Origin of the sequence: Blautia acetigignens (assembly GCF_025566865.1) — a bacterium.
GTDB lineage: Bacteria > Bacillota > Clostridia > Lachnospirales > Lachnospiraceae > Blautia_A > Blautia_A acetigignens.
The window spans coordinates 71,465-94,225 of the sequence record NZ_JAOQJM010000012.1 but is presented as its reverse complement, the minus strand read 5'-3'; the positions used below and the strand labels follow the sequence as shown (position 1 = coordinate 94,225).

19 protein-coding genes are annotated in these 22,761 nt (G+C 47.0%); 2 read left to right on the top strand and 17 right to left on the bottom strand.

Annotation, left to right across the window (positions count from 1 at the left end):
- Positions 1 to 12: 12 nt before the first annotated feature.
- The 6 genes from OCV70_RS13790 to OCV70_RS13765 all read right to left on the bottom strand — a co-directional run bounded on the left by OCV70_RS13790 (position 13) and on the right by OCV70_RS13765 (position 7,447).
- Positions 13 to 2,937, bottom strand: a complete 2,925-nt coding sequence (locus tag OCV70_RS13790) for an insulinase family protein (RefSeq protein ID WP_262579782.1) — start codon at positions 2,935 to 2,937, stop codon at positions 13 to 15.
- 187 nt (positions 2,938 to 3,124) lie between these two features.
- The gene (locus OCV70_RS13785; RefSeq protein WP_021925365.1) at positions 3,125 to 3,304 is read right to left on the bottom strand and encodes a hypothetical protein; all 180 of its coding nucleotides are present in this window, start codon (positions 3,302 to 3,304) and stop codon (positions 3,125 to 3,127) included.
- The gene (locus OCV70_RS13780; protein ID WP_202031031.1) at positions 3,282 to 3,560 is read right to left on the bottom strand and encodes a BrnT family toxin; all 279 of its coding nucleotides are present in this window, start codon (positions 3,558 to 3,560) and stop codon (positions 3,282 to 3,284) included. Before OCV70_RS13780 ends, OCV70_RS13785 begins: the two co-directional genes overlap by 23 nt.
- A 145-nt stretch (positions 3,561 to 3,705) precedes the next feature.
- On the bottom strand, positions 3,706 to 3,963 hold the full coding sequence (locus OCV70_RS13775) for a hypothetical protein (protein ID WP_117853458.1): 258 nt from the start codon (positions 3,961 to 3,963) through the stop codon (positions 3,706 to 3,708).
- Between the two features lie 65 nt (positions 3,964 to 4,028).
- Positions 4,029 to 5,723 (bottom strand): amino acid ABC transporter ATP-binding/permease protein, encoded by a 1,695-nt coding sequence (locus OCV70_RS13770; RefSeq protein WP_117853461.1) that lies wholly within the window; start codon positions 5,721 to 5,723, stop codon positions 4,029 to 4,031.
- Positions 5,720 to 7,447: an ABC transporter ATP-binding protein/permease gene (locus tag OCV70_RS13765; RefSeq protein ID WP_117853463.1), complete on the bottom strand. Its 1,728-nt coding sequence runs from the start codon at positions 7,445 to 7,447 to the stop codon at positions 5,720 to 5,722. Before OCV70_RS13765 ends, OCV70_RS13770 begins: the two co-directional genes overlap by 4 nt.
- Before the next feature lie 322 nt (positions 7,448 to 7,769).
- Between OCV70_RS13765 and OCV70_RS13760 the strand changes: the two genes are divergently transcribed.
- A complete protein-coding gene (locus OCV70_RS13760; RefSeq protein ID WP_262579781.1) occupies positions 7,770 to 8,957 on the top strand; it encodes a hypothetical protein in 1,188 nt (395 codons plus the stop codon).
- A 52-nt stretch (positions 8,958 to 9,009) separates the two neighbouring features.
- Here the strand turns inward: OCV70_RS13760 and OCV70_RS13755 are convergent, their stop codons facing one another.
- The 6 genes from OCV70_RS13755 to OCV70_RS13730 all read right to left on the bottom strand — a co-directional run bounded on the left by OCV70_RS13755 (position 9,010) and on the right by OCV70_RS13730 (position 15,912).
- Positions 9,010 to 9,597 carry a DUF6553 family protein gene (locus OCV70_RS13755; protein ID WP_262579780.1) on the bottom strand — a complete coding sequence of 196 codons (588 nt, stop codon included), beginning with the start codon at positions 9,595 to 9,597 and terminating at the stop codon, positions 9,010 to 9,012.
- An 11-nt stretch (positions 9,598 to 9,608) separates the two neighbouring features.
- Positions 9,609 to 10,724 carry a UDP-galactopyranose mutase gene (gene glf / locus OCV70_RS13750; protein WP_021925359.1) on the bottom strand — a complete coding sequence of 372 codons (1,116 nt, stop codon included), beginning with the start codon at positions 10,722 to 10,724 and terminating at the stop codon, positions 9,609 to 9,611.
- A 117-nt stretch (positions 10,725 to 10,841) separates the two neighbouring features.
- Positions 10,842 to 12,377: a sodium/proline symporter PutP gene (gene putP / locus OCV70_RS13745; RefSeq protein WP_117853468.1), complete on the bottom strand. Its 1,536-nt coding sequence runs from the start codon at positions 12,375 to 12,377 to the stop codon at positions 10,842 to 10,844.
- Positions 12,378 to 12,471: 94 nt separating this feature from the next.
- Positions 12,472 to 13,017, bottom strand: a complete 546-nt coding sequence (locus tag OCV70_RS13740; protein WP_021925357.1) for a DUF5662 family protein — start codon at positions 13,015 to 13,017, stop codon at positions 12,472 to 12,474.
- A 2-nt stretch (positions 13,018 to 13,019) separates the two neighbouring features.
- The gene (locus tag OCV70_RS13735; protein ID WP_262579779.1) at positions 13,020 to 15,074 is read right to left on the bottom strand and encodes a Type II secretory pathway, pullulanase PulA and related glycosidase; all 2,055 of its coding nucleotides are present in this window, start codon (positions 15,072 to 15,074) and stop codon (positions 13,020 to 13,022) included.
- An 82-nt stretch (positions 15,075 to 15,156) separates the two neighbouring features.
- Positions 15,157 to 15,912 carry an exodeoxyribonuclease III gene (locus OCV70_RS13730; RefSeq protein WP_021925355.1) on the bottom strand — a complete coding sequence of 252 codons (756 nt, stop codon included), beginning with the start codon at positions 15,910 to 15,912 and terminating at the stop codon, positions 15,157 to 15,159.
- A gap of 282 nt (positions 15,913 to 16,194) precedes the next feature.
- Between OCV70_RS13730 and OCV70_RS13725 the strand changes: the two genes are divergently transcribed.
- Positions 16,195 to 16,590, top strand: coding sequence for a DUF1292 domain-containing protein (locus tag OCV70_RS13725; RefSeq protein ID WP_021925354.1), 396 nt, complete (start codon positions 16,195 to 16,197; stop codon positions 16,588 to 16,590).
- Between the two features lie 153 nt (positions 16,591 to 16,743).
- On the opposite strand, the gene OCV70_RS13720 is transcribed toward OCV70_RS13725, so the two are convergent.
- The 5 genes from OCV70_RS13720 to OCV70_RS13700 form a co-directional block, all read right to left on the bottom strand.
- Entirely contained in the window at positions 16,744 to 17,256 is a 513-nt protein-coding gene (locus OCV70_RS13720) for a dCTP deaminase/dUTPase family protein (RefSeq protein WP_021925353.1), read from the bottom strand.
- A 202-nt stretch (positions 17,257 to 17,458) separates the two neighbouring features.
- Positions 17,459 to 19,555, bottom strand: a complete 2,097-nt coding sequence (locus OCV70_RS13715; protein WP_117853471.1) for a polyribonucleotide nucleotidyltransferase — start codon at positions 19,553 to 19,555, stop codon at positions 17,459 to 17,461.
- A 162-nt stretch (positions 19,556 to 19,717) separates the two neighbouring features.
- Entirely contained in the window at positions 19,718 to 19,984 is a 267-nt protein-coding gene (gene rpsO / locus OCV70_RS13710) for a 30S ribosomal protein S15 (RefSeq protein ID WP_117853474.1), read from the bottom strand.
- 204 nt (positions 19,985 to 20,188) lie between these two features.
- Positions 20,189 to 21,856 carry a Na/Pi cotransporter family protein gene (locus OCV70_RS13705; protein WP_021925748.1) on the bottom strand — a complete coding sequence of 556 codons (1,668 nt, stop codon included), beginning with the start codon at positions 21,854 to 21,856 and terminating at the stop codon, positions 20,189 to 20,191.
- Positions 21,856 to 22,758, bottom strand: a complete 903-nt coding sequence (locus OCV70_RS13700) for a bifunctional riboflavin kinase/FAD synthetase (RefSeq protein WP_117853476.1) — start codon at positions 22,756 to 22,758, stop codon at positions 21,856 to 21,858. The genes OCV70_RS13705 and OCV70_RS13700 overlap by 1 nt, the downstream gene beginning before the upstream one ends.
- Positions 22,759 to 22,761 lie beyond the last annotated feature (3 nt).

The following is a 22,761-nucleotide window of genomic DNA, read 5'->3' as shown; positions in this document are numbered from 1 at the left end:
GCTGCGCTGTACTTAGCAGCTTACCAGCGGCTTTGTCTCCATAAATACGTCTTTCGCCTTCTCCACTGCGCTCTCGCTTCCCACAACGCAGATTTGGTCGTCTGCAAGAATGGCTTCGATCAGCGGTGCCAGTGCATGGATGTCCTCCACTGTGGCGTCTAAGATCTGATCTCTTTCCTTCTGCAGCATCTCTACAGTCAGGCCGCGGAAATATGCCATTCTGCCAAGTGCCCCCTGGGACTGCGGTGTTCTTGGAACATCCTTGCCGCTGATGGTTCCGATAATGTATTTGGTCAGTTCACGCTCATCTGCCTGGAAGGTGCGGACATACTCCGGTACGCCCTGATAAACTTCCAGAGTACGGCGAAGGTGAGGATCTCTGTAGGACACGAAATAGCTCTCACCGCTTCTTCTGAATCCGCTCATGCAGCCGTATGCGCCGCCCTTCACGCGAAGGTTGATCCAGAGATAATCGTAGCTTAAAGCCACCTTCAGAATCTCAAGGGCACCGGTATAAGCGTAGCCCTTCTTTACAAAGTTTCCGCATTTTGCCACGTACTGCACCTGGCCGGAGGTCTTGAAGCCCTCATTCTTTTTCTCACAGGTAATGGAAACGGAAGGAACCTGGCTGGTACGCTGTGGAAGGCTCTTTTTCAGTTCCCCGCAAAGCTTCTGGATCTGCTCCACAGATTCTCTTTCTCCTGTGTAGCTTACCATAAAGCTGTCCGGGCGGATGATCTCCTCCACTGCATTCAGAAGTCCTGCCACGATCTCGTCTTTTTTCTCCTGGAAGTTCTTATCCAGATCCTCCACAAATTTGTAATAGCCCACTCCAGCCATCTCGTCCTGGAATTTCGCCATAGGAGATGCGTAGGAGCTGCCGCGGAGCACAGCAGTCTGATGGCCTGCGCCGATCAGGGAAGCCTGTCCTCTGGACTTGAGTTCTCCGATGATCTCACGGAGACGTTTGATATCCGTAAGCCTGGATGTATTTAAGATCTCTCCCATCATCTGGAAAAGAAAATCCATCTGGGAATAAAGCGCTTTGCCTCGGATAGTGAACATGGTGCGGAATACTTCCGGATCATTTGCCTTGTCAAAAACATCGACACCGCACTGGATTCCACCTGTTCTGGCATTGATTTCATTGAACAGCTGTCCGTAGGTGTAGTCCTTGGTGTCCACATAGCCAAGAACGGATTTCAGAAGACCAAGGTAATGCACCTTCTCCACTTCCATATCCCGGATTTCGAACATCACATTCACATAGCCGATTCCATTGGTACATACATCCTGATACAAAAACAGGCTGTCGTCCACTGCAAGCTCTTCGTTGGAAAATCCCTCAACCTCTCTTCGGATATCGGAGCGTTTAAGCATAGGGATGCATTCCAGATCCTCCGGATTCTCCTCAGATTCCTGATATGCTTCAAGAGCTTTTGTTTTTCTTACCAGTTCCTCCAGCTCTGCATCAGAAAGGCTGCTTCTGTACTTCTCAAGCATCTCCTCCAGATTCTTCTCTCTTTTGGCAGCAAGGCCACGCTTTGGAATCAGGGTAAGGATGGTGCCGTGGGTATTATCAAGAAGCCATTTCCGGATAATTTCTTCAAAGTATCCCTCGTTAACTGCTTCCTTCAGTCTGTCATAAATGGCAAGAAGCTTCACCTGGGCAAAAGGATTTTCATCATCATAGAGCCAGTTTCCCAAAATATCAAGACCGTACATCAGTCCTTTTGGATAGGAACCGAAATCAGCCTCGCGGTAACGGAATTCCATATAATTGATTCCCGCAAGAATCGCTTTTTTGTCAACTCCATTCTTCACAATGTCCTGAAGACATTTTCGGATAGTGGATACAAATTCTTCTTTCTGGCTGGTCTTGGCACCTTTTGCCACAATAGAGAAGAATGGCTGCAAAACTCCATCGTCATAAGAGCCATAAATATCCTTACCAATCTGTGCATCCAGAAGTGCTTTCTTCAGCGGAGCTCCCGGAGCGCTAAGAAGTGCATAATCCAGCACATCAAATGCTACTCCAAGCATGCTGTCCATAGCATTTCCCACAACCATATTAAAGGAAAGATAAGTATTATCCTCTTCTTCCTCATTCTCAGCCACAGGATACTCTTCCTCAAGATCCTTCACCTGAGAAAATGGAGCCTGCTCCAAAATGCGGGAATCCACAGCAAGGGCATCAAAAGCGGAAAGATATTTTTCATCGATAAAACGCAGCTTCTCCTCCATATCCATATTTCCGTAAAGATATATATAGCTGTTGGAAGGATGATAATACGTGCGGTGGAAATTCAGGAACTCCTCATAGGAAAGCTCTGGAATATTCTCCGGGTCGCCTCCGGATTCCACGCCATAAGTATTATCCGGGAAAAGGCTGCTCTTAATCTGCCTGTCCAGAACCTCGTCAGGGGAAGAAAATGCTCCCTTCATCTCATTGTATACAACGCCATTGTAGGTCAAAGGACCTTCTTTATTCTCAAGATGATAGCTCCAGCCTTCCTGACGGAAGATTTCTTCTTTCTTATAGATATTGGGATAAAAAACAGCATCCAGATACACATGCATCAGGTTCTGGAAATCCTGGTCATTGCAGCTTGCTACCGGATAGCAGGTCTTGTCCGGGTAGGTCATGGCATTTAAAAAGGTGTTCAAAGAACCCTTTACCAATTCTACAAATGGATCCTTCAGCGGGAACTCGCGGGAACCGCAGAGTACGCTGTGCTCCAGAATGTGGGGAACTCCCGTGCTGTTGGCAGGAGGGGTGCGGAACGCAATAGAAAATACCTTGTTCTCATCATCGTTCTCGATCAGGATCAGTCTTGCTCCGGTTTTCTTGTGGCGGAGCAGATAGCCTGTGGAATGGATGTCTGTAAGATTTTCTTGTTTTACAACTTCGTATGCAGGAATGTTTTCTGTTTTCATTTTTTCCTCCGAAAGTCCAGTCTGGAGACAATGCCGCCAGATCGGTTTTATTTTCTATCATATCTTATCCAGGCCTGCAAAAACTATGCCCGGACTTTATTCATAAGGTATATTATACCATCTTCGCGCTGATAAGCGCAATATAAATAATTGGGGACCCGGCAATGCCGGATCCCTGTCATTTTGGCTATGCATTTTTCTTTCTGTTGCGTTGTATCACACAGCTTTTTAAAGCTTTATACATTGCAGGAGATAATTCCGGGGCATCTTCATCTGCTACGATTGGATACTTTTTGGCTTCCATAACCTCTTTCAGCTGTTCCTGTGTTGGTTTCTGTCCTTTTTCAATAGTAAATGTTCTGGTCATAATAAAGCCTCCTTTCAGTCTCTGTCGCAAGCCTTGCGGATATTAGCCGGATATTGTCTTTTCTCTCAGTAAAAACAACAAATAATACATCACCGACACACCCAATTGCTATATAACGGTCTTCCTCTATACTATGTTCGAAATCGTACATTTCAATGTAATTTTCATCTTCAAATACGTATGCTGCTGTTTCAAAGGATATCTTATGTTTTTTCTGATTAATCTGATTCTTTTCTTCGTCCCATTCAAACCTCAATGTCACATATTTCTCCTTTTCTACTAATATATCATACTTTCCTGTTTTCTTCCATCTTATATTTAAAATTTCAGGCGCAAGAATAAAAAGTATGGCAGGCTGCACGATGTAATCGGACAGCCGCCATATGGTTGGTTAAATTTCTTTACTGCTCTTTTTCTGCAGAGGTTGTTTCTGGCTCAGCTTTTTCTTCTGCAGCTTCTTCTGTAGCTTCTTCTGTAGCTTCTTCTGTTTCCACTTTTGCTTCTTCTGCTGCAGCGTCCATCTGTACAGCTGGGGTAAGGCCATAGGTTAAGGACAGTTCTACATTGGACATTGCCATTCCGCACACCTTACGTGTTACAGATACTGCCTGAACGCCTGTGATCTTTCCTTCCATTGTCTGGCCGCTTCCGCCGGACATCACAGTACTCCTGTTACTATCATGGTTCTAAATGCGCTGTTCTTCATTTTAGGTTCCTCTCTTTTTTATTTTGTAGCTTCTGTCATATAACCGTTTTCCACTTTATAAATCCGGTCTGCAATAGCCATTGTGGATTCCCGGTGTGAAACCAGAATAATGCTCTTTTTGCTCTTCTGCTGTGCCAGTGCCTTGAGAATGATTCCCTCATTGATACTGTCCACGTTGCTGGTTGGCTCGTCCAGCAGAATCAGCTGCCGTCCGCTAAGGAATGCTCTTGCCAGTCCCAGTCTTTGTTTTTCACCGGAGGATAAGGCATCTCCCATGGCTCCCACTCTCGTCTGATAGCCATTTGGAAGACTCATAACAAAGTCATGCACCGATGCCAGACGGCAGGCCTGTTCCATTTCCACCTGGGTAGCATCCGGCTTTGCAATCCTTAAGTTTTCTTCGATGGTATCGTCAAACAGATAGGTCACCTGGCTTACCATGGTCACATTGTCCAGAAGATTGTCACTGTTGATCTTTTCGATGTCGGTTCCGTTAAACAGGATTTCCCCGCTGTCTTTTGACCAGAAACGAAGCAAAAGCTTTAACAGTGTGGATTTTCCGCAGCCGCTTTCTCCGATGATTCCTACGATCTCGCCTTTTTGTGCCTGCATACACACATCTTTTAAGACAGGTTCATTTTTCTGGTAGGCAAAGGAAAGCTTCCTCACTTCCAGATTTTCGTATGTAATATTTTTTCCATCTGTGATTTCTTCTACAGCAGGTGCCTCCTCCAGAAGATTCAGGACACGGTCGCCACTGGCAAAGGTCTGGGTCAGATTACCAGGCAGAGCGGAGATGGCCACTACCGGTCCGAAGCTTCCAAATATGGCAACCACGCCAATGATCATTTTTCCAGAAGTCAAATTGCCGGTATAGACCAGAACGATTCCTGCGATCAATGTGAGCATTACAAAAACGGAAACAGCCAGTTCTGTGATTGCTGACGCTTTTCCGGTTTCCTCTTTCATTTTTCTTGTCTCTTCCAGAAGGCATTCTGATCTGCGGTTAACTTCCTGCTCTCTATTTTCTCCTGCATTGTGGAATAAAATATCTTTAATTCCCTTAATACTATCCAGATAATAGGCATTAAAAGAAGCAAACTCTCTTCGATAGGTAACACCAGGCTCTTTTAATGCTGCGGAAGAAATCATAGGCACCACAATGCCGATCACCAGATAACCAATCAATGCCACCAGTGCCAGCCACGGGCTTGCCGCAAGCCAGGTAAACAAACATACGCTAAAAGATACAAGAATGGCAATGCAGATTGGTGACAGGGTATGGGCATAAAATACTTCCAGTGTTTCAATATCAGATGTGAGCATGGCAATGATGCTTCCCTTTTGCTTGCTTTCCAGCTTGGCCGGACAGAGCTTTCGAAGTACGCCGAAAATTTTGTCTCTCAAAATGGCCAGCAGATGAAAGGCAATGTAATGGTTGCTGTACTGCTCAATATAGCGAAGCAGTCCGCGAAGAATTCCGCATCCTACTGCAAGAGCGATGATCCATTCATAAGAAAGCCAGATAGGTTCCCCCAGTGCCTTGGCTACGCCCAGTGCGCCGAACAGTGTTACGCTCATGGCGCAAAGATAACCGATGCTTCCGTTTATGACAGCCAGGATCAGGACTGCCGCAAAGCTTCCCAGAAGACTGATCAGATGGGCCATAATACTGATTCCACTTCTTCGAAGTGTCTGTTTTACCTGATTCATGCGCTCACCTCCACATATCCCTTTTCCAGTTCTTTCTGTCTGCGGTAAAGCACTGCATAGCCACCCTTTGCCTCCATCAGGGACTGGTGATTTCCACATTCTTTTACTTTTCCGCTTTCCAGATAATAGATCCGGTCAGCAGGTACGATATTTTCCAGACGGTGGGAAATGACGATCACATTCTTTTCTTTGGAAAGTGCCTTGATGTTTTTCATAATGATCTCTTCACTTTCGATGTCGATGTTGCTGGTGGCTTCATCGAAGATGTAAATGTCTTTATCTGCCACAAGATTTACAGCCAGTGCCAGTCTTTGCTTCTGTCCGCCGGAGATATTGGCTGCATCCTCGGAAATGCTCTTGTCCAGCCCACCGTTTTCTTCTATGAATTTCCACAGATTCACTTTCTTTAAGGCAGCTTCCATCTGCTCGTCCGTAGCCCATGGAGATGCCAGACAGAAGTTGTTTCGCACAGTATCATTAAAAATATAGGTATTACAGCTGACCACAGCCAGATGGCTATAATAGTCTGCCCGTGACAGCTGGCCAAGTTTTGTGTTTCCCACTGATACAGAGCCTTTTTGCGGTATCAGGTTTTCATTCATCAATCCTACAATGGTGGATTTGCCGCAACCGGACTCACCTACGATCGCAGTCATTCCTTTTTCCGGGAAAGTCATGTTCACATCTTTTAATACTTCTCTTTTTCCATCATAAGAAAAGCTTACGTGATCCAGCACAACCTCATTTCCGGTTACGGATTCGCTTCCCCACTTGGGTTCTTCCATTTCCAACAGGGAAATAATCTTCTTCCCTGCACTTACACCGTTCATGGCCACATGGAAGGCACTTCCGAAGGCACGAAGGGGAAGGAAAAAGTCTACAGCTACCAGCATCAGAAATACTGCAGACATCACGGTGATCTTTCCGTCTGCCAGGTCTCTTACTGCAAATGCAATTCCGGTTCCCGCTCCGCCGTAAGCCACCAGATCCATAATGGTGGTGCTGGCTAGCTGCATGGTAAGAACCTTCATGGTAATCTCACGGAACTCTTCTGCATTCTGATTCATTTTTTCATGCTGTCTGGCATCTGCCTTAAAAATCTTCAGTTCTTTTAAGCCCTGTACGCTGTCCAGGAAGTAATCTCCCATGGCAGTATACTTGTCCCAGTATTTGGCAAAGATTTTCTTTGCCCACTTGGACACCGCAATAATAGACACCGGAATCAACGGCACGCAGCACAGCAGCACAATAGCTACTTTTGCATCCAGCCTTACGGTTACAATAAATAAGATTACCGGGGCCAGCATGGCATAAAAAAATTGAGGAATGTAATTGGAAAAATACAGATCCAACTGCTCGATGCCTTCCATACTTACCTGGGTCAGACCTGCCATACTCATTTCACTGGTGCTTTTCATACCCAGACAGATTATTTTGTTGTAGGTGCTGGCACGCAGATCCCGTTTTACCTCACGTCCGATACTATCCTTCAGACGGGCTGTGCATCTGGTGCAGACATAGCGGATTACCAAAGCCGCGATGCCGATCAGCAGCGTCGGCACATAGTCCCCCGGTGCTGCGTGTTCCAGCATCAGACGGATTGCCTGGCAGATACACATGGTGATTCCCAGATTGGCACATAGCCCGATCACCATACTGATGACCGTATATACAATGTACTTCTTCTTATCACCCAGAAGTCTTAGCAAGTCTTTATCAATCATACTTGTTCCCCCGAACTCTTTTTCTTGTTCTGCAACTTTAGTTAGCTAATTCTAATACAGGCAGTAAAAAAAGGGGGGAACGAATCCCCTCTTTTTGCTTCCATTTGATTAGTCTTTCCTAACGTCAGTACATTATGTATAACATACAAATAGCTGGTTGTCAATCGACTTTTTTCACAGAATATGTTAAATAGCAAATCCCTTAAATTTACCTTGCCTGCCTGGAAATGCCTTTTTCTAAAAAATTATTGCATTTTCTATGATGTATCTTGTTGTATTTTCGAATTCATGGTAAAATAAAAGAAAAAAGGAGGCCGCACATATGTTTCTAAAGAAAACCCCAAAGCCAAAAGGCACTTATCTGGCCATCACAGAGTCCTATTATGATAAAGAGAAAAAAGCCACCAGACAAAAAACCATTATGGGCCTTGGTTATCTGGAGGAGCTTCGGAAGGAATTTCCAGATCCCATTGCCCACTTTGAAAAGGTTGTGGCAGACATGAACCAGGAACGGGAAGAGAAGAAGAATTCTGTGGTTTACGTAGACCTTACTGCTGCCCTCTCCCCAGGCGAGCGCACTTTGAAAAATGCAGGCTACGGCGTTTTGGAGCACATTTACAAGGAACTGCAGCTTGATATTTTCTGGCGCACCAAAACATGGAATCTCTCCCTTTCCTACAATATAGAAGAAATCTTCCGCCTGCTGATCATTTCCCAGATCCTCTATCCGCAGCTTCCATGGAAGGACGCCATAAATCAGGTGCCTTATTTCGAGAATCTGACGCCATTTCAGGAGGAAGACCTCTTAAAGGCACTCCAGCTCATCCAGAAATACCAAAGAGACATTCAGAAATGGCTGTATGACCATTCTGCCAATGTAATTTCCCGTAATTTCAGCAGAATACACCATGAAGAAGCAGATTATGCATTTTCACGCCAAACCGGCAGTGCTTCTGCGAGAAAATCAGTTTCCCGGCAAAGTGCCTCTGCCATCCACATGGAGTTTCTCACAGATCAGCAGGGAATTCCTCTTGCATATGACCTTTCTATCCGTGGTACTATGTTGAACCAGTCGATTTCCAACGCGGCAAGGCGCATCAGCCGGGATCATCTAAGTGGGCAGAGCCCTGAGGAATTTGTCTTCCGGCCATCCGTGGAAGATACCGCCTCAGAATTTTATACATACATGGAATCTGCCCTTGCCATTTCCAAAAGCACTATGCCGGCAGCTTCTTCTGAAGAGGTTGGACAGGCAGTCAGCGCCCAGGTTATCATCAGCTTTACTGCCTTTACCATTCTGCGCCTCCTTGAGGCAAAGTTGGATTTCACCTTTTCCAGGGATCAGATCATATCGTCCCTTCTGAACTACAACTGCATGCAGATCGCCGGCAACATTTATCAGTTCACCTACTATGATTCTCTTCTTGCAGCCTGCGAAGCCAGCCTTGGCCTGGAACTGCATAATAAATACCGCAGCCAGCTCCAGATCCGGAGACTGCTGCGGTATTAATCAGATACTTATTCATATTCAGATTCCTGCGGCATACAGATGCAGGAATCTTTCAGGCTCTCAGGCTTCCCTCTCCCGGGAAATGAAGCTCATACATCTCACGGGCAGCCCGTGTAATCATACCCAATTCTTCCTCCAGCTTCAGTGTCTGGGGAAGCTCCACTGCGGTGTGGTAAATGTCAGCTTTCAGCTTGTCCTTCGCCTGCTCGCTGCTCATCTTGAGAATACCGAACAACGTGCTGTTGTATGCCTTGTCAGACTCACTTAACTCCATATAAGTCTTCACCATATGGCAGCACTCCCGGTAAAGCATATCCTCGTAATCCTTGCCTTTGGCGCGGATCTCCTGAAATTTCATCTTATCCATCTGCTTTAAGATCTCCTTGCGGCCGCCGCGCACGCCCATAAAACGCTTGGCGCTGTCCCGGTTAAACTCCATAAGCATCCACAGCGCGATCAGGCCGTCTGCACGGGTATCCCCTCCAAGCTCGGATTTGTCCTGATAACGGATGTCCCAAAGCTCCCTGCGGATCTTATTCAGCTCTGGCTCCTCTCCTGCCTCAATGGACATATTTAAAAGCGCCAGACGCTTCGCCGGGTCTGCTTCTCTGTAATATTGTGTGATAGTTGGGGTATCCATAATTCTCTCCTTTATGCCTCTTCGTAGGTCAGCTCTGTCTCAGCCATATTCAGAGCCTCCTCAATGACCTTATCCATGTCCATATAGCGGTACATGCCAAGGCGTCCGCCAAACAGCACATTCTTCTCTTCCAGTGCCAGGCGCTCATATTTATCAAACAGCTCGTCATTCTTGGGGTCGTTGATCGGATAATAAGGCTCCTTGCCCTTCTCCCATGCTGCCGGATATTCTCTGGTGATCACGGTCTTCGGCTGTGTGCCGAACTCAAAGTGCTTGTGCTCAATAATTCTGGTGTACGGCACCTCATAATCGGTATAATTCACAACCGCATTGCCCTGATAATTGCCCATATCCAGAACCTCGGTCTCAAAGCGCAGGGAACGGTATTCCAGCTCGCCATAGCAGTAGTTGTAGAACTCATCGATCATTCCGGTAAACAGGATCTTGTCTGCCTGTGCGCTAAGCTCTTCCCTGTTGTCAAAGAAATCGGTCTTTAAGCATACCTGTACGCCCTCAAGAAGCTTCTTGATAATGCGTGTGTATCCGCCCTTGGGGATACCCTGGTAAGGATCTTTGAAATAGTTGTTGTCATAGGTGTAGCGAAGCGGCAGTCTCTTAATGATAAATGCAGGAAGATCCTTGCACTCTCTTCCCCACTGCTTTCTTGTGTAGCCCTCTACCAGCTTCTCATACACATCCTGTCCTACCAGCGCCAGAGCCTGCTCCTCCAGGTTCTTCGGATGCGTGATGTGCATGCGGCTGATCTGCTCCTGGATCTTCGCCTTGGCCTGTGCAGGTGTCTTCACACCCCACAGCTGATGGAAGGTGTTCATGTTAAACGGAAGGTTATACAGCTCGTCCTTATACACTGCGATAGGTGAATTCACGAAATGGTTAAACTCTGTAAACTGGTTCACATAGTCCCAGATTTCCTTCTTGGAGGTGTGGAAAATATGTGCGCCGTATCTGTGCACCTGGATTCCCTCCACATCCTCTGTGTAAATGTTGCCTCCGATATGATCACGCTTGTCGATTACCAGACAGGTCTTTCCCTTTTTGGTGGCCTCATGGGCAAATACAGCTCCAAACAGTCCGGCTCCTACGATCAAATAGTCATATTTTTTCATCTTGTGTTGCCCCTTTCCGACTAAAGATAATATCATTATAACAAATTTTCAGAAAAAAAGGTAGCCCTTTACTGTCAGGACTACCTTTTTTTATAAAAGTTTTAGATTTGAACTTTATTATTTCGCAGCAACCTTATCAAACTCATCTGTAATTTCTTTGGAAGGCGCTTTTGTAAGAAGACTGACTATCACGATCACCACAAGGCTAAGAAGGAAACCTACTGCCAGAGAATAAAGCCCTGTATAGGTTCCAAGTGTCTGTCCACCCACCAGCGGGATATAGTCCCAGATGATAACGGTAAGACCGCCTGTCACCATTCCTGCAATGGCACCCTGAAGGTTGGTTCTTCTCCAGAACAGAGACATTACCACAATCGGTCCAAATGCGGCTCCAAGACCTGCCCATGCATTGGACACCAGTCCCATAATGCTGCTGTTAGGATCCCATGCGATTGCAAAAGCAATTATTGCGATCACAATAACCGTAATACGGCTTACCCTTAAAATCTCCTTAGAATCTGCATCCTTCTTGATAAAGTTATGATACAGATCCTCAGACACTGCAGACGCCGTTACCAGAAGCTGGGAATCTGCGGTAGACATAATTGCTGCCAGAATTCCGCAAAGGAACAGTCCGCCGATAAATGGCAGTGCCAGCTGAGAAGTAAATACCTTGCGAATCATTTCAATAAATACGCTTTCAGAAGAAGCAGCTCCATTTTCACCAAGAATGGTTGGAAGCAGGTAAGCTCTGCCGATGACCGCAATGGCAAATGCAGCTGTCAGAGAAAGTAAATCCCATATAATGGCGATCACCCAAGACTTCTTCAGCTCTTTCTCACTTCTGACTGCCATAAATCTTACCAGAACATGAGGCATTCCGCAGTATCCGAAGCCCCATGCCAGCTGGGAAAAGATTTCCACAAAGGTATATGGTCTGTCTCCATTTATAAAAGGATTCAGGTAAGCATTTGCGCCCCCAGTGACACCACTTTGTGTGATCAGATCTGTCAGATTGCCAGGAAGCAGGAAATATGCTACCAATGGTACGACCAGAAGGCCAATAAGCATCAGAGTACCCTGTACAAAGTCTGTGACGCACACTGCCATAAATCCTCCCATAAAGGTGTAGCAGAGGATAACTGCTGCTCCAATGGCAAGTGCCACATGGTAATCCAGTCCGAATACGGTGTTAAACAGTTTTCCGCCTGCTGCCAGGGCAGATGCTGTATATACCAGAAAAAAGACTACGATAACAATAGATGAGATCAGAAGCAGAATCTTTTTCTTATCACGGTACCGATTCTCAAAAAATGCCGGGATAGTCATGGAATTATTAGCCACGATGGTGTATTTACGAAGTCTTCCTGAAATGCATACCCAGTTCAGAACGGTGCCGATAAACAGTCCCACCGCAATCCAGATCTGCCCGGATCCCAGAGAATAAATTGCTCCCGGAAGCCCCATCAGAAGCCACCCGCTCATATCAGAGGCCTGTGCGGAAAGTGCTGCCACCCATCCGTTCAGTCCTCTTCCTCCAAGGAAATAATCCTCTGAGCTGGAGGTCTTTTTCATGTAAACCGCGCCAATGACGATCATCATTGCCAGGTAAAACACAAAAGCTGTCAAAATTATTGCTGTTGTAGTAACCACTTTTTCTCCTCCTCTGTTGCTGCTGTCTGCAGACAGCCAAATTACATATTTACTACTTTACCACAGAAGAGTATAAAAGCGCAAGCTATATTATTTATTTTTTTCCTTTTTTGAGATACACATTTTTGATGTACCACAGAGCCTTGTCTTCGCCCTTGTCAGAAAGGATGCGAAGAAGCCCTTCTAATTCCTTCTTTGTCTGGGGATGGACGAACCACAGCTTAGGCTTGCTTTTGAGGAAATATTCAAGCGGCTGGTGATTGTCATAGGCATCTCCAAGATAAGTTCTGGAGGCGCTGATCCGGTCCATCACCATCTCTGCCACATATCTGCGGGGCATCCTGGCCCCCATGATCACGTGCTCCGGATCGTTTATGGCATAGTCCACCCAATGCTCATAGTGGTGCTTGTTACGGCCCTTATGATGCAGCCACGCAGTGGACACGCCGATGTCCTCCCGCTCCGCGTTATTTGGGCTTCTTGTCCCCTGATAATATTTGCAGCCCACCAGGAACTCTGCCGGGGAATACTTGGAAAGGTCGTGAAGCAGTCCCTGCTTGTAAAGCCCGATGCGGAAGCAGTATCTCATGACCATAAGCTTATGCTTGGTAATTGTTTTAAAGTGAAGCCACGGATGCATCCTCATCCAGCCTCCTTTCCATTTACATTTTCAGCTGAATCTGCAGGCTTTTCTGGTTTCGCCTCATCTGCTGCCGGGATTTCCACACTTTCTTCTTTCACGAAATTCCCAGGCAGCGCTCCTTTTCCAGCATCTGATAATACCGGATTTTCGCTTTTCTTTCCTTTTCCCTTATGTTTCTTCTCCGGTTCCGGTTTCTTCACGCCCTGAAGCACCACCACAGTACGGGGGCCAATTTCCACGCTTCTTTCATAAACCTGGCCATTTTCCCCGTAAAAGCCATCGCAGGTCAGATCTCCGGTATCCATTACTTTCTTCCACTCCATTCCCTCCGGAAGATTGGGAAGGGCCATGCTTCTTGTCTCCCAGTGGAAATTAAAGCCTACATAGAGGAAGTCATCTCCAGTTCCATCTGCCTGCCGTGCATACTCCCCGCACAGCATCATGCCGATCATGCGGCTGGTGTTTTCCATATTGCAGAACCATGCCCGCTCACCGTGGAAGGACAGGTCCGGGAAACCTTTGCCCAGATAATCTGCCTCTTTCATGCTCTCGTTCATATGGAGAACCGGATGGGCTTTTCGAAGAGCCACTGTCTTTTTCACAAAGGCAAGCATGCTGGCATTTTTCCGAAGGCCCCGCCAGTCGATCCAGCCAATGGGATTGTCCTGGCAGTAGGCATTGTTATTGCCCTCCTGGGAATTGCCGATCTCGTCGCCGCCGTAAATCATGGGAACCCCCTGGGAAAACAGCAGCATTGCAAAGGCAGCCCGCATCTGGCGCTCCCGCATCTGACGGATCCACTGCTTCCGGCTTGGCCCTTCTATGCCGCAGTTCCAGGAATAATTATAGCTGCAGCCGTCGTTATTGCCCTCTCCGTTTGCCTCATTGTGCTTGTAATTATAGGAAACAAGGTCATTCAAAGTAAAACCGTCCTGGCAGGTAATGTAATTGATCACCCCGTGGTCATCCGGATTGTGACGGATCCGGTACTGCACCGCCGGGACCATATCCTCATCGCTTTTTAGGAATCTTCTCATATCCTGCAAAAAGCCCAGATTGTACTCTGCAAAGCAGCGTTTCTTCTGTTTCTGGTTCTTATAAAGAGTAGCTGTGTCCATTCCGTCTGCCAGAATTTTGGTTCCTGCAAGCAGGCCATCCTTCATGATCAGAGCAAGCGGTGCCCCCGCGCCTAACACATGGAAGCCGTCCACATGGTAATTCTGTTTCCAGAACTGCAGCGCCCGAAGAGCCATCAGAGGATTGGCCTCCGCCGGGAAATACATTTCCATCATACAGCTGATTCCCGCCTTATGGAAAGCCTTGATCATATCGCAGAATTCCCTGTGGGGATCTTTCGTTGCGCAGTAAGAGCGCTTTGGCGCAAAATAGAGTCCATTTCCATAGCCCCAGTAGTTTACTTCATCCTTCTTGCCCTTTGTGGAAACCAGCCCCTCCGGCTCCTTTTGCCGGCTGATTTCCATAAATTCATAGGCAGGCATCAGCTCTACGGTGTTAATTCCAAGTTCCTGCCAGTATGGGATCATCTGGATCAGGCCTTCAAAGGTTCCCCGAAGCTTCGCAGGAAGCTTGGACTGCTTGGTATAACCCCGGACGTGGACCTTGTAAAGGATCATGTCCCCGAAATCCGTTTCCGGTGATTTCTCATCCTCCCAGTCGTACCCTTCCCCGGACCAGAATCCGCAGCGTACCTTGTGGGGATCGGTATCCCAGGGAGCCCCGAAGTGCTCTCTTCCGCTGATTCTGCTGGCACAGGGATCCAGGCAGATTTCCCCGTTGATCCTAAAATTGTATTCCAGGCTGTTTACATTTAATTTTTTCATAAAGACAGAAAAAATACGTCCTGTCCGGTATTTCTCATCCAGAAGAAGCTCGTAAAATGGCTCCTTTCCATTCTTTCTGTAAAGAAGCAAAAAGACCTTGGCGTCCTCATCTGCTTCCACTGCAAAATTATATCCATCGATCATCTGGCTTGCCCCAAGTAAAAGGGGAGAACCGGATGTTACAACCACGCTCTTATTTCCCGGTATTGCCACTTTTAATGCCCTCCTGTCTTTGTCTGATGTCCCGTCCCGGCTAAATGTTTCAGGCTTTTTTCCTGCCAGAGCTTGTTTGAATCTAAAATTTCAGATCCAGTTCCACCGGGCAATGATCAGATCCCATAATGTCGCTGTGGATCTTCGCATCTTCCAGCTTTTCTTTCAGCGATGGAGACGTAATAAAATAGTCGATTCTCCATCCGGCGTTCTTCTCCCTAGCCTTGAAACGATAAGACCACCAGGAATACGCGCCCTCCAGATCCGGGTAAAAATAGCGGAAGGTATCGATAAATCCAGCTTCCAGCACTTTGGTAAAGCAGGCACGCTCCTCGTCTGTGAAGCCGGCATTCATCCGATTGGTCTTGGGGTTCTTCAGGTCGATTTCCTGGTGTGCCACATTCATGTCCCCGCAGCAGATCACAGGCTTCTTCTCCTGCAGCTTCAGAAGATAGGCAAGGAAATCCCGCTCCCATTCCATGCGGTATTCCAGCCTGCGAAGCTCGGACTGGGAATTGGGCGTGTACACGGTCACCAGATAAAAATCCTCCATCTCGGCGGTGATCACACGGCCTTCCTTGTCATGCTCTTCTATTCCAAGTCCGTAGGTCACGGACAGCGGCTCCTTCTTCGTGAATACGGCGGTTCCGGAATAGCCTTTGCGGTTGGCATAGTTCCAGTACTGATGATAGCCCGGAAGTTCCAGCTTCACCTGATTCTCCTGGCATTTGGTCTCCTGCAGACAGAAAATATCTGCGTCCAGCTTTGCAAAGCTCTCCTCAAAGCCCTTGGTGATACATGCGCGGATTCCATTTACGTTCCATGATACAAGCTTCATGTTATTCTCCAATCTGTAAAAATTATGGTTATTGCTCACATATTTCACAATCACACTCTTTGTCCGTTATTGTCTGTGAACAATAATTATATTCTAACACTTTCTTCATTATAACACAGTTTTCCCTATTCACAAAACCTTATTTTTCTGGTACAATCTTAATATTCACGAATTGCCCTGCCCTAGAGCGTGTTTGAAAAAGGCTTTCTGCAGGAATGATTTTTCAAACAGGCTCTAAGGCGCCTTGGGCAGTTTGATCAAAAATAAAGCGAGGTATTTCAAATGAGTGATTTAGATGTGAATAATTCCTGCGGAAGCTGTGGAAGCAGCGCATCCTGCGGCGGTTCTGACTGCTCCACCTGCGGCGGCTGCAGCACAGATCCGAACCAGCACAGCACCATTACCCTGACCATGGAGGACGACACCGAGGTAGAATGCGCCATCCTGACCATTTTCCCGGTAGATGCCAAGGAGTATATTGCCCTTCTTCCACTTGATGAGAACGGACAGAACCACGACGGCGAGGTTTATCTGTATTCCTTCGCCCGCACCGAGACAGGCGCTCCTATGCTTTCCAATATCGAGAGCGACGAGGAGTACAATAAGGCTGCCATCGCATTTGACACAGTACTGCAGAATGCGAAAGAGGCAGAGGCTGCCGGAATACCGTTAGAGTAATTTCCCGGATTTTCTTTTTCAAAAATTTTTAAGCAATCAAAAAGCAGGCTCTGTGATTGATAACTCTTTCACATTGCCTGCTTTTATGGTTTATAATATTCGAAATCCGCTGATTTACTCACATTTCCCGCGGACTTTGCTCACTGATTTTTCTTACTTCGTAGTACTTCCGAATCCGCCGTTTCTCACATCTGTCACATCATCATCCACTGTGATTCCATACTCCACAAAGATTCCCTGCATGAATCCGGTGTCCGCCTTTAACTCCACCACCTTATTCTCATTGGTGTCATTGGTCAGCTTGGCGAAAATATGGCCTTCGTTGTCAGAATAGAAATAATCGCTGTCAATAATTCCAACGGTATTGTTCAGCTGCAGGCGGTATTTGAATCCAAGACCGCTTCTTGGATAGCATTTCAGCACCCACTCCTGATCCATCTCCACACGGATTCCTGTTGGGAACTTGACTGTCTCACCCGGCTTGATAGTAAAATCCACCGGGGAAAAGAAATCATAACCCGCACTTCCTGCTGTGGCACGTCTTGGCAGACGGATTCCCTCGTAAATCTTCTCTGCTTCCTCCACAGTGGCACCCTCAAAAGCATCCATCCAGTCTGCCACGAAGCGCTCTTTACTTACTTTATGAAATTTCCCGATTCTCTTCATAATTCCTCCTGTAAATCACATAATTCATGCTGTGCAGGCCCTATGCTGCACCTACCTTATTTCATTCAGTGCATGCCCTAAACGCGTTTTTATCTCTCGTATCAGGATGATGCCTACAAGATATAAAGAATGCCGGGCATTTTGTCCGGCATTCTAAAATTATCGCTGCTTAAAATTCTCTCAGCAATGTGAAATCTTATTCTTATTTGGCATCTGCCGGAACATCCTTGATGCTGAAGCTCATTCTTCCCATCTTGTCTTTTCCAAGGCAGATTACAGTCACTTTATCACCAAGTGTGAGAACATCCTCTACACGGTTGATTCTCTCCTTGCAGATCTTGGAAATGTGAACCATTCCCTCTTTGCCAGGTGCAAACTCAACAAATGCACCGAACTCTTTGATGCTTACAACCTGTCCGGTAAGGATCTGTCCCTGCTCGAAGTCAGAAGCGATGATCTCAACCATGCGCTTTGCTTCCTGCATATTCTTATCGTCTACACCGCAGATAGATACAGCACCCTCGTCTGTGATGTCGATCTTCACGCCTGTGCGCTCGATAATGGTGTTGATTGTCTTTCCTCTCTGACCAACCACATCACCGATCTTCTGAGGATCGATCTGGATCTGGATGATCTTCGGAGCAAATTTGCCAACAGAAGTACGAGGTGCAGGAATGCATTTCTCAATAACCTCATTGAGGATATACTCTCTTGCTTCCTTGGTACGTCTGATTGCTTCCTCTACGATCTGTCTTGTAAGACCGTGGATCTTAATATCCATCTGGATTGCAGTGATACCGTCATGAGTTCCGGCTACCTTGAAGTCCATGTCGCCGAAGAAGTCCTCAAGACCCTGGATATCGGTAAGAACGATATAGTCATCATCTGTATCACCTGTAACCAGACCGCAGGAAATACCTGCAACCGGTTTCTTGATCGGTACGCCGGCTGCCTCAAGGGACATAGTGGACGCACAGATACTTGCCTGGGAAGTAGATCCGTTGGACTCAAAAGTCTCGGATACTGTACGAATCGCATATGGGAATTCCTCTACGCTTGGAAGTACCGGAACAAGTGCTCTCTCAGCCAGTGCTCCATGTCCGATCTCACGGCGTCCCGGTCCTCTGGACGGCTTGGTCTCACCTACAGAGTAGGACGGGAAGTTGTAATGATGCATATATCTCTTGGTTGTCTCGAACTCGTCAAGTCCGTCAAGTCTCTGAGCCTCTGCAAGAGGTGCCAGAGTCGTGATGGTGCAGATTTGAGTCTGTCCACGGGTAAACATAGCAGAGCCATGTACTCTCGGAATGATGTCAACCTCTGCAGCCAGAGGACGGATCTGTGTGATGGCACGGCCGTCCGGACGCTTGTGATCCTTGAGGATCATCTTGCGAACGGTCTTTTTCTGATACTGGTAAACCGCCTCGCCAAGAACTGCAAGCCACTCTTCTTTTTCTGCGAAAGCCTCTTTCAGCTTGTCTGTGATCTGTGCGATGTTGTTCTCTCTTGTCTGCTTGTCATCGGAGAATACCGCAACCTCCATCTCTTCCGGAGGAACAATCTCTTTGATGGCGTCAAACAGCTCCTGCGGAACTGCGCAGGACTCATAGCTGTGCTTCTCTTTGCCGCACTCAGCAATGATCTGGTCGAAGAATTTGATGATTTCCTGGTTTACTTCGTGTGCCTTATAGATGGCTTCGATCATCTGATCCTCCGGAACCTCATTGGCACCAGCCTCGATCATGATAACCTTGTCTCTTGTGGAAGCAACGGTCAGCTGAAGGTCAGAAACATCCTTCTGTGCCAGTGTAGGGTTCACAATGAACTCTCCATTAATAAGACCGATCTGTGTAGTTGCGCATGGACCATCAAACGGAATATCGGAAATGCAGGTTGCAAGGGAAGAACCAAGCATAGCCGGGATCTCCGGATTGCACTCCGGATCAACGGACATAACCATGTCTACCAGTGTGACGTCATTTCTGTAATCCTTCGGGAACAGAGGACGCATCGGTCTGTCGATAACACGAGAGGTAAGGATCGCATGCTCGCTTGCCTTTCCCTCTCTCTTATTGAAACCGCCCGGGATCTTTCCTACGGCGTACATTTTCTCTTCATATTCAACGCTTAACGGGAAAAAGTCGATTCCCTCTCTTGGCTCCTTGGAAGCAGTTGCTGTAGCAAGTACGGTGGTATCACCATAATGCATCAGTGCTGCGCCATTGGCCTGTTTCGCAACACGTCCGATATCTACGGTAAGTGTTCTTCCAGCTAATTCCATGGAATAACTTTTGTACATGTCTTCTCTCCTTTTCAATATAAAATCTTCATCTGCCAGAACACAAGTCCGAAACGACTGAAAAACACACTTCAGACCAAATGTCCTTTTCAGAAGTCTCGGAAATTCTGGCTTTACATCTTAAAATGGGGCGGATGGAAATCCGCCCCTTCCGCATACTAATTATTTTCTTAAGCCTAATTTCTCAATCAGTGCACGGTATCTTTCGATGTCTGTTTTCTTTAAGTAAGCTAACAGTCCACGTCTCTGACCTACCATTTTCAGCAGACCACGTCTGGAATGATGATCCTTGTGGTTGTTCTGTAAATGCTCAGTAAGCTCCTGGATTCTTGCAGTAAGAACAGCTACCTGTACCTCTGGTGAACCAGTATCTCCCTCACATCTTGCATACTCTTTCATGATTGCTGCTTTCTTTTCTTTTGAAATCATTTTGATTTCCTCCTTATATTTTAGTGGTCTCCCATGCAGGTATTCCTGCGGGGACGTAATCGCCGCATATTAAGAGACGGTCGGAGTCTCCAACCCCTGAATATGGGCTGTTCTCTTGTATGGTGAACAAAAAAATTCCTGTTCACACCTTGCCTAGTATAGCATACCAAAAAACTTCTGTAAACCACTTTTTCACAAAATTACTCAGAAATCTTTCCAGCGGTCTTCCCGCTTCTCCTTCTGCCGTTCCACATGATCCTCATCCAAAAGGTAAAAGGCAATATTTGTGGCATGGTCTGAGACTCTTTCCAGGCCGGAAATAATATCCGAAAAGATCATTCCCGCCTCTGCCGTGCATTCTCCCCTTGTCAGACGCAGAACATGGGACTCCTGCAGATCCTTTTCCATCTGGTCCACCTGATCCTCCAGATCCAGAATATCCTGCATATGGGTCAGATTGTTATGTGCAAACATATCCAGTGAATAAGTCGTGACCTTAATAACCAGATCCAGCATGGCGGAAAGCTCTGCCCTTGCCTGGGGACTGAACTCAATTTTCTGATTCAGCCTCACTTTTGCCGCATCTGCAACGTTTTCCGCATGGTCTCCGATGCGCTCAATATCATTTACAATATGAAACAGGCCGCCAATGCTTTTGGCATCCTCTGCCGGAAGGGTGGTCTGGTTCACCTTGACCAGATAGCTGGTAATCTCATGGTTGAGAAAATCAATCTGCTTTTCCACCACATAAACTTCCCCGATATCCGCCTCGTCCAGGGTGATCAGGGCATTCATAGCGCGTTCCAGATTGGTAACGGCCAGCTGTCCCATGCGGCTCATCTCCTGAATAGCATCAAACACTGCCGTTGTGGGAGAATAAACGGATTTTTCCCCAATATACTGCAGGCAGAAGCCATCCTGGTTCTTTGTCTCTTCCTTTTTTACAAAGAAGCCGGTAAGCTTTACGATCTGTCTGGTAAAGGGTGCCAGCATCAGCACCTCCACGATCTTGATCAAGGTATGGGCATTTGCCACCTCACGTCCCGGATTGTGTCCGGAAATGGTTTCTATGAAATGAGTGATGGGCTCCAGCCCAATGGAAATCACCACATACATGATGGCAGTGCCGATGATATTAAAAAACAGATGGATCAGAGCTGCCCTCTTGGCATCCCGTTTCCCGCTAAGTCCCGCGATCAAGGCAGACACGCAGGCTCCAATGTTGCAGCCCAGGATAATAAAGAAGCAGATCCGCATATCCAGAAGTCCCTGGTTAGCAAGCAGCAGGATAATTCCCACAGTTGCAGAAGAGCTCTGCAGTACTGCAGTTACTGCCATGCCTGTAACAAGTGCCAGGGAATGGCTGTTCAGGGAACCCATGGCATTTACCACCTGCGGGGATTCCTTCAGAACACTCATGGCAGAGGACATGGAGGTAAGCCCCATGAACAAAATGCCAAAGCCCACCAGCACCTCGCCGGCTCTCTGAACCCTGGTCTTCCTGGAAAACATCAGCATGAAGATTCCTGCCATAATGATCACAGGCGCCAGCTCCGATAAGTTAAAGGCGATCAGCTGGGAGGTAATGGTCGTACCGATGTTGGCTCCCATAATCACGCCCGCAGCCTGATACAGGTTCATAAGCCCCGAGTTGACGAAGCTCACTGCCATAACCGTGGCTGCACTTGAGGACTGGATAATTGCGGTAAAAAAGGTTCCTACCAGGATCCCACGAAGGGGAGTCTTGGTAAAAAATTCCAGAATACTTCGCATTTTGGCTCCTGCGGCCTTTTCCAGGCTGTCGCTCATCAGGCGCATTCCATACAGGAAAAGTCCCAGTCCGCCCATTAATCCAAGTATGATTTCTGCCATTAATTATGATCTCCCTCATTAAAATAAGCCCTGCCATCTTCGGCATCTGCCAGAAGTCTGGCTTTTAACGCCTCGAGAGAGGAAAATTTCCTCTCAGGACGCAGGAACTTTTTAAAATCAACACGGCAGTTTTCTCCGTAGAGGTCTTCCTCGCAGTCAAAAAGATAAGTCTCCACACCAACAAAGCTCTCACCTACCGTAGGCTTATAGCCAATGTTGGTGATTCCGTGGTAAACCTTTTCCCCGAAATAGGAGCTTGTCACGTACACGCCGTTTGGCGGCAGGATCTTACTCTTTGGGGGAACAAGATTGGTGGTGGGAAGAAGGACTTTATGCCCCATCCCACGCCCGTGGACTACCTGGCCCTCCACAAAATAATCCGCTCCCATCAGAGAGCTTACTTTTTCCATATTTCCCTTTTTCAGTTCTTCCCTGATAAAGGTACTGCTGATTTTCCGGCGGCCGTCCATCTCCTTGGAGAGGATTTCCACCTGGAAGCCATATTTGCTTCCAAATTCTTCCAGAAGCTTTGGGGTGCCTTTGCGCTCAAAGCCGAAACGGTTGTCTTCCCCGACTACCACATAGGAAGCCCCCAGATCTCCCATCAAAATCTCTTTTATAAAATTCTCAGCCTTCATATGCCGGATCCTGTCATCCAGCTGACATTCCACCAGCACATCCACGCCAAGCTTTTCAAGAAGGGAAGCCCGCTCCGCACTGGTCAGGATCATGTTGCTGGAAGCATCGATGGCAAACAGGACTGCCTGCTCCCCAAGTGCCTTTCGCTCCTTGATCTTCTCTACCAGCTTGCGGTGCCCGCGGTGGATCCCGTCAAATTTTCCCATTGTTACTGCACAGTTGGCAAGTTTCGGAAACTCACCCTCTATCTTCAGGTATTCCATATA

What these genes read in the sequence shown, in the direction of transcription:
- OCV70_RS13790 (WP_262579782.1), bottom strand. Translation starts at nt 2,937, where the DNA reads ATGAAAACAGAAAACATTCCTGCATACGAAGTTGTAAAACAAGAAAAT.
- OCV70_RS13785 (WP_021925365.1), bottom strand. Translation starts at nt 3,304, where the DNA reads ATGACCAGAACATTTACTATTGAAAAAGGACAGAAACCAACACAGGAA.
- OCV70_RS13775 (WP_117853458.1), bottom strand. Translation starts at nt 3,963, where the DNA reads ATGTCCGGCGGAAGCGGCCAGACAATGGAAGGAAAGATCACAGGCGTT.
- OCV70_RS13770 (WP_117853461.1), bottom strand. Translation starts at nt 5,723, where the DNA reads ATGAATCAGGTAAAACAGACACTTCGAAGAAGTGGAATCAGTATTATG.
- OCV70_RS13765 (WP_117853463.1), bottom strand. Translation starts at nt 7,447, where the DNA reads ATGATTGATAAAGACTTGCTAAGACTTCTGGGTGATAAGAAGAAGTAC.
- OCV70_RS13760 (WP_262579781.1), top strand. Translation starts at nt 7,770, where the DNA reads ATGTTTCTAAAGAAAACCCCAAAGCCAAAAGGCACTTATCTGGCCATC.
- OCV70_RS13755 (WP_262579780.1), bottom strand. Translation starts at nt 9,597, where the DNA reads ATGGATACCCCAACTATCACACAATATTACAGAGAAGCAGACCCGGCG.
- glf (WP_021925359.1), bottom strand. Translation starts at nt 10,724, where the DNA reads ATGAAAAAATATGACTATTTGATCGTAGGAGCCGGACTGTTTGGAGCT.
- OCV70_RS13740 (WP_021925357.1), bottom strand. Translation starts at nt 13,017, where the DNA reads ATGCATCCGTGGCTTCACTTTAAAACAATTACCAAGCATAAGCTTATG.
- OCV70_RS13730 (WP_021925355.1), bottom strand. Translation starts at nt 15,912, where the DNA reads ATGAAGCTTGTATCATGGAACGTAAATGGAATCCGCGCATGTATCACC.
- OCV70_RS13725 (WP_021925354.1), top strand. Translation starts at nt 16,195, where the DNA reads ATGAGTGATTTAGATGTGAATAATTCCTGCGGAAGCTGTGGAAGCAGC.
- OCV70_RS13720 (WP_021925353.1), bottom strand. Translation starts at nt 17,256, where the DNA reads ATGAAGAGAATCGGGAAATTTCATAAAGTAAGTAAAGAGCGCTTCGTG.
- OCV70_RS13715 (WP_117853471.1), bottom strand. Translation starts at nt 19,555, where the DNA reads ATGTACAAAAGTTATTCCATGGAATTAGCTGGAAGAACACTTACCGTA.
- rpsO (WP_117853474.1), bottom strand. Translation starts at nt 19,984, where the DNA reads ATGATTTCAAAAGAAAAGAAAGCAGCAATCATGAAAGAGTATGCAAGA.
- OCV70_RS13705 (WP_021925748.1), bottom strand. Translation starts at nt 21,856, where the DNA reads ATGGCAGAAATCATACTTGGATTAATGGGCGGACTGGGACTTTTCCTG.
- OCV70_RS13700 (WP_117853476.1), bottom strand. Translation starts at nt 22,758, where the DNA reads ATGGAATACCTGAAGATAGAGGGTGAGTTTCCGAAACTTGCCAACTGT.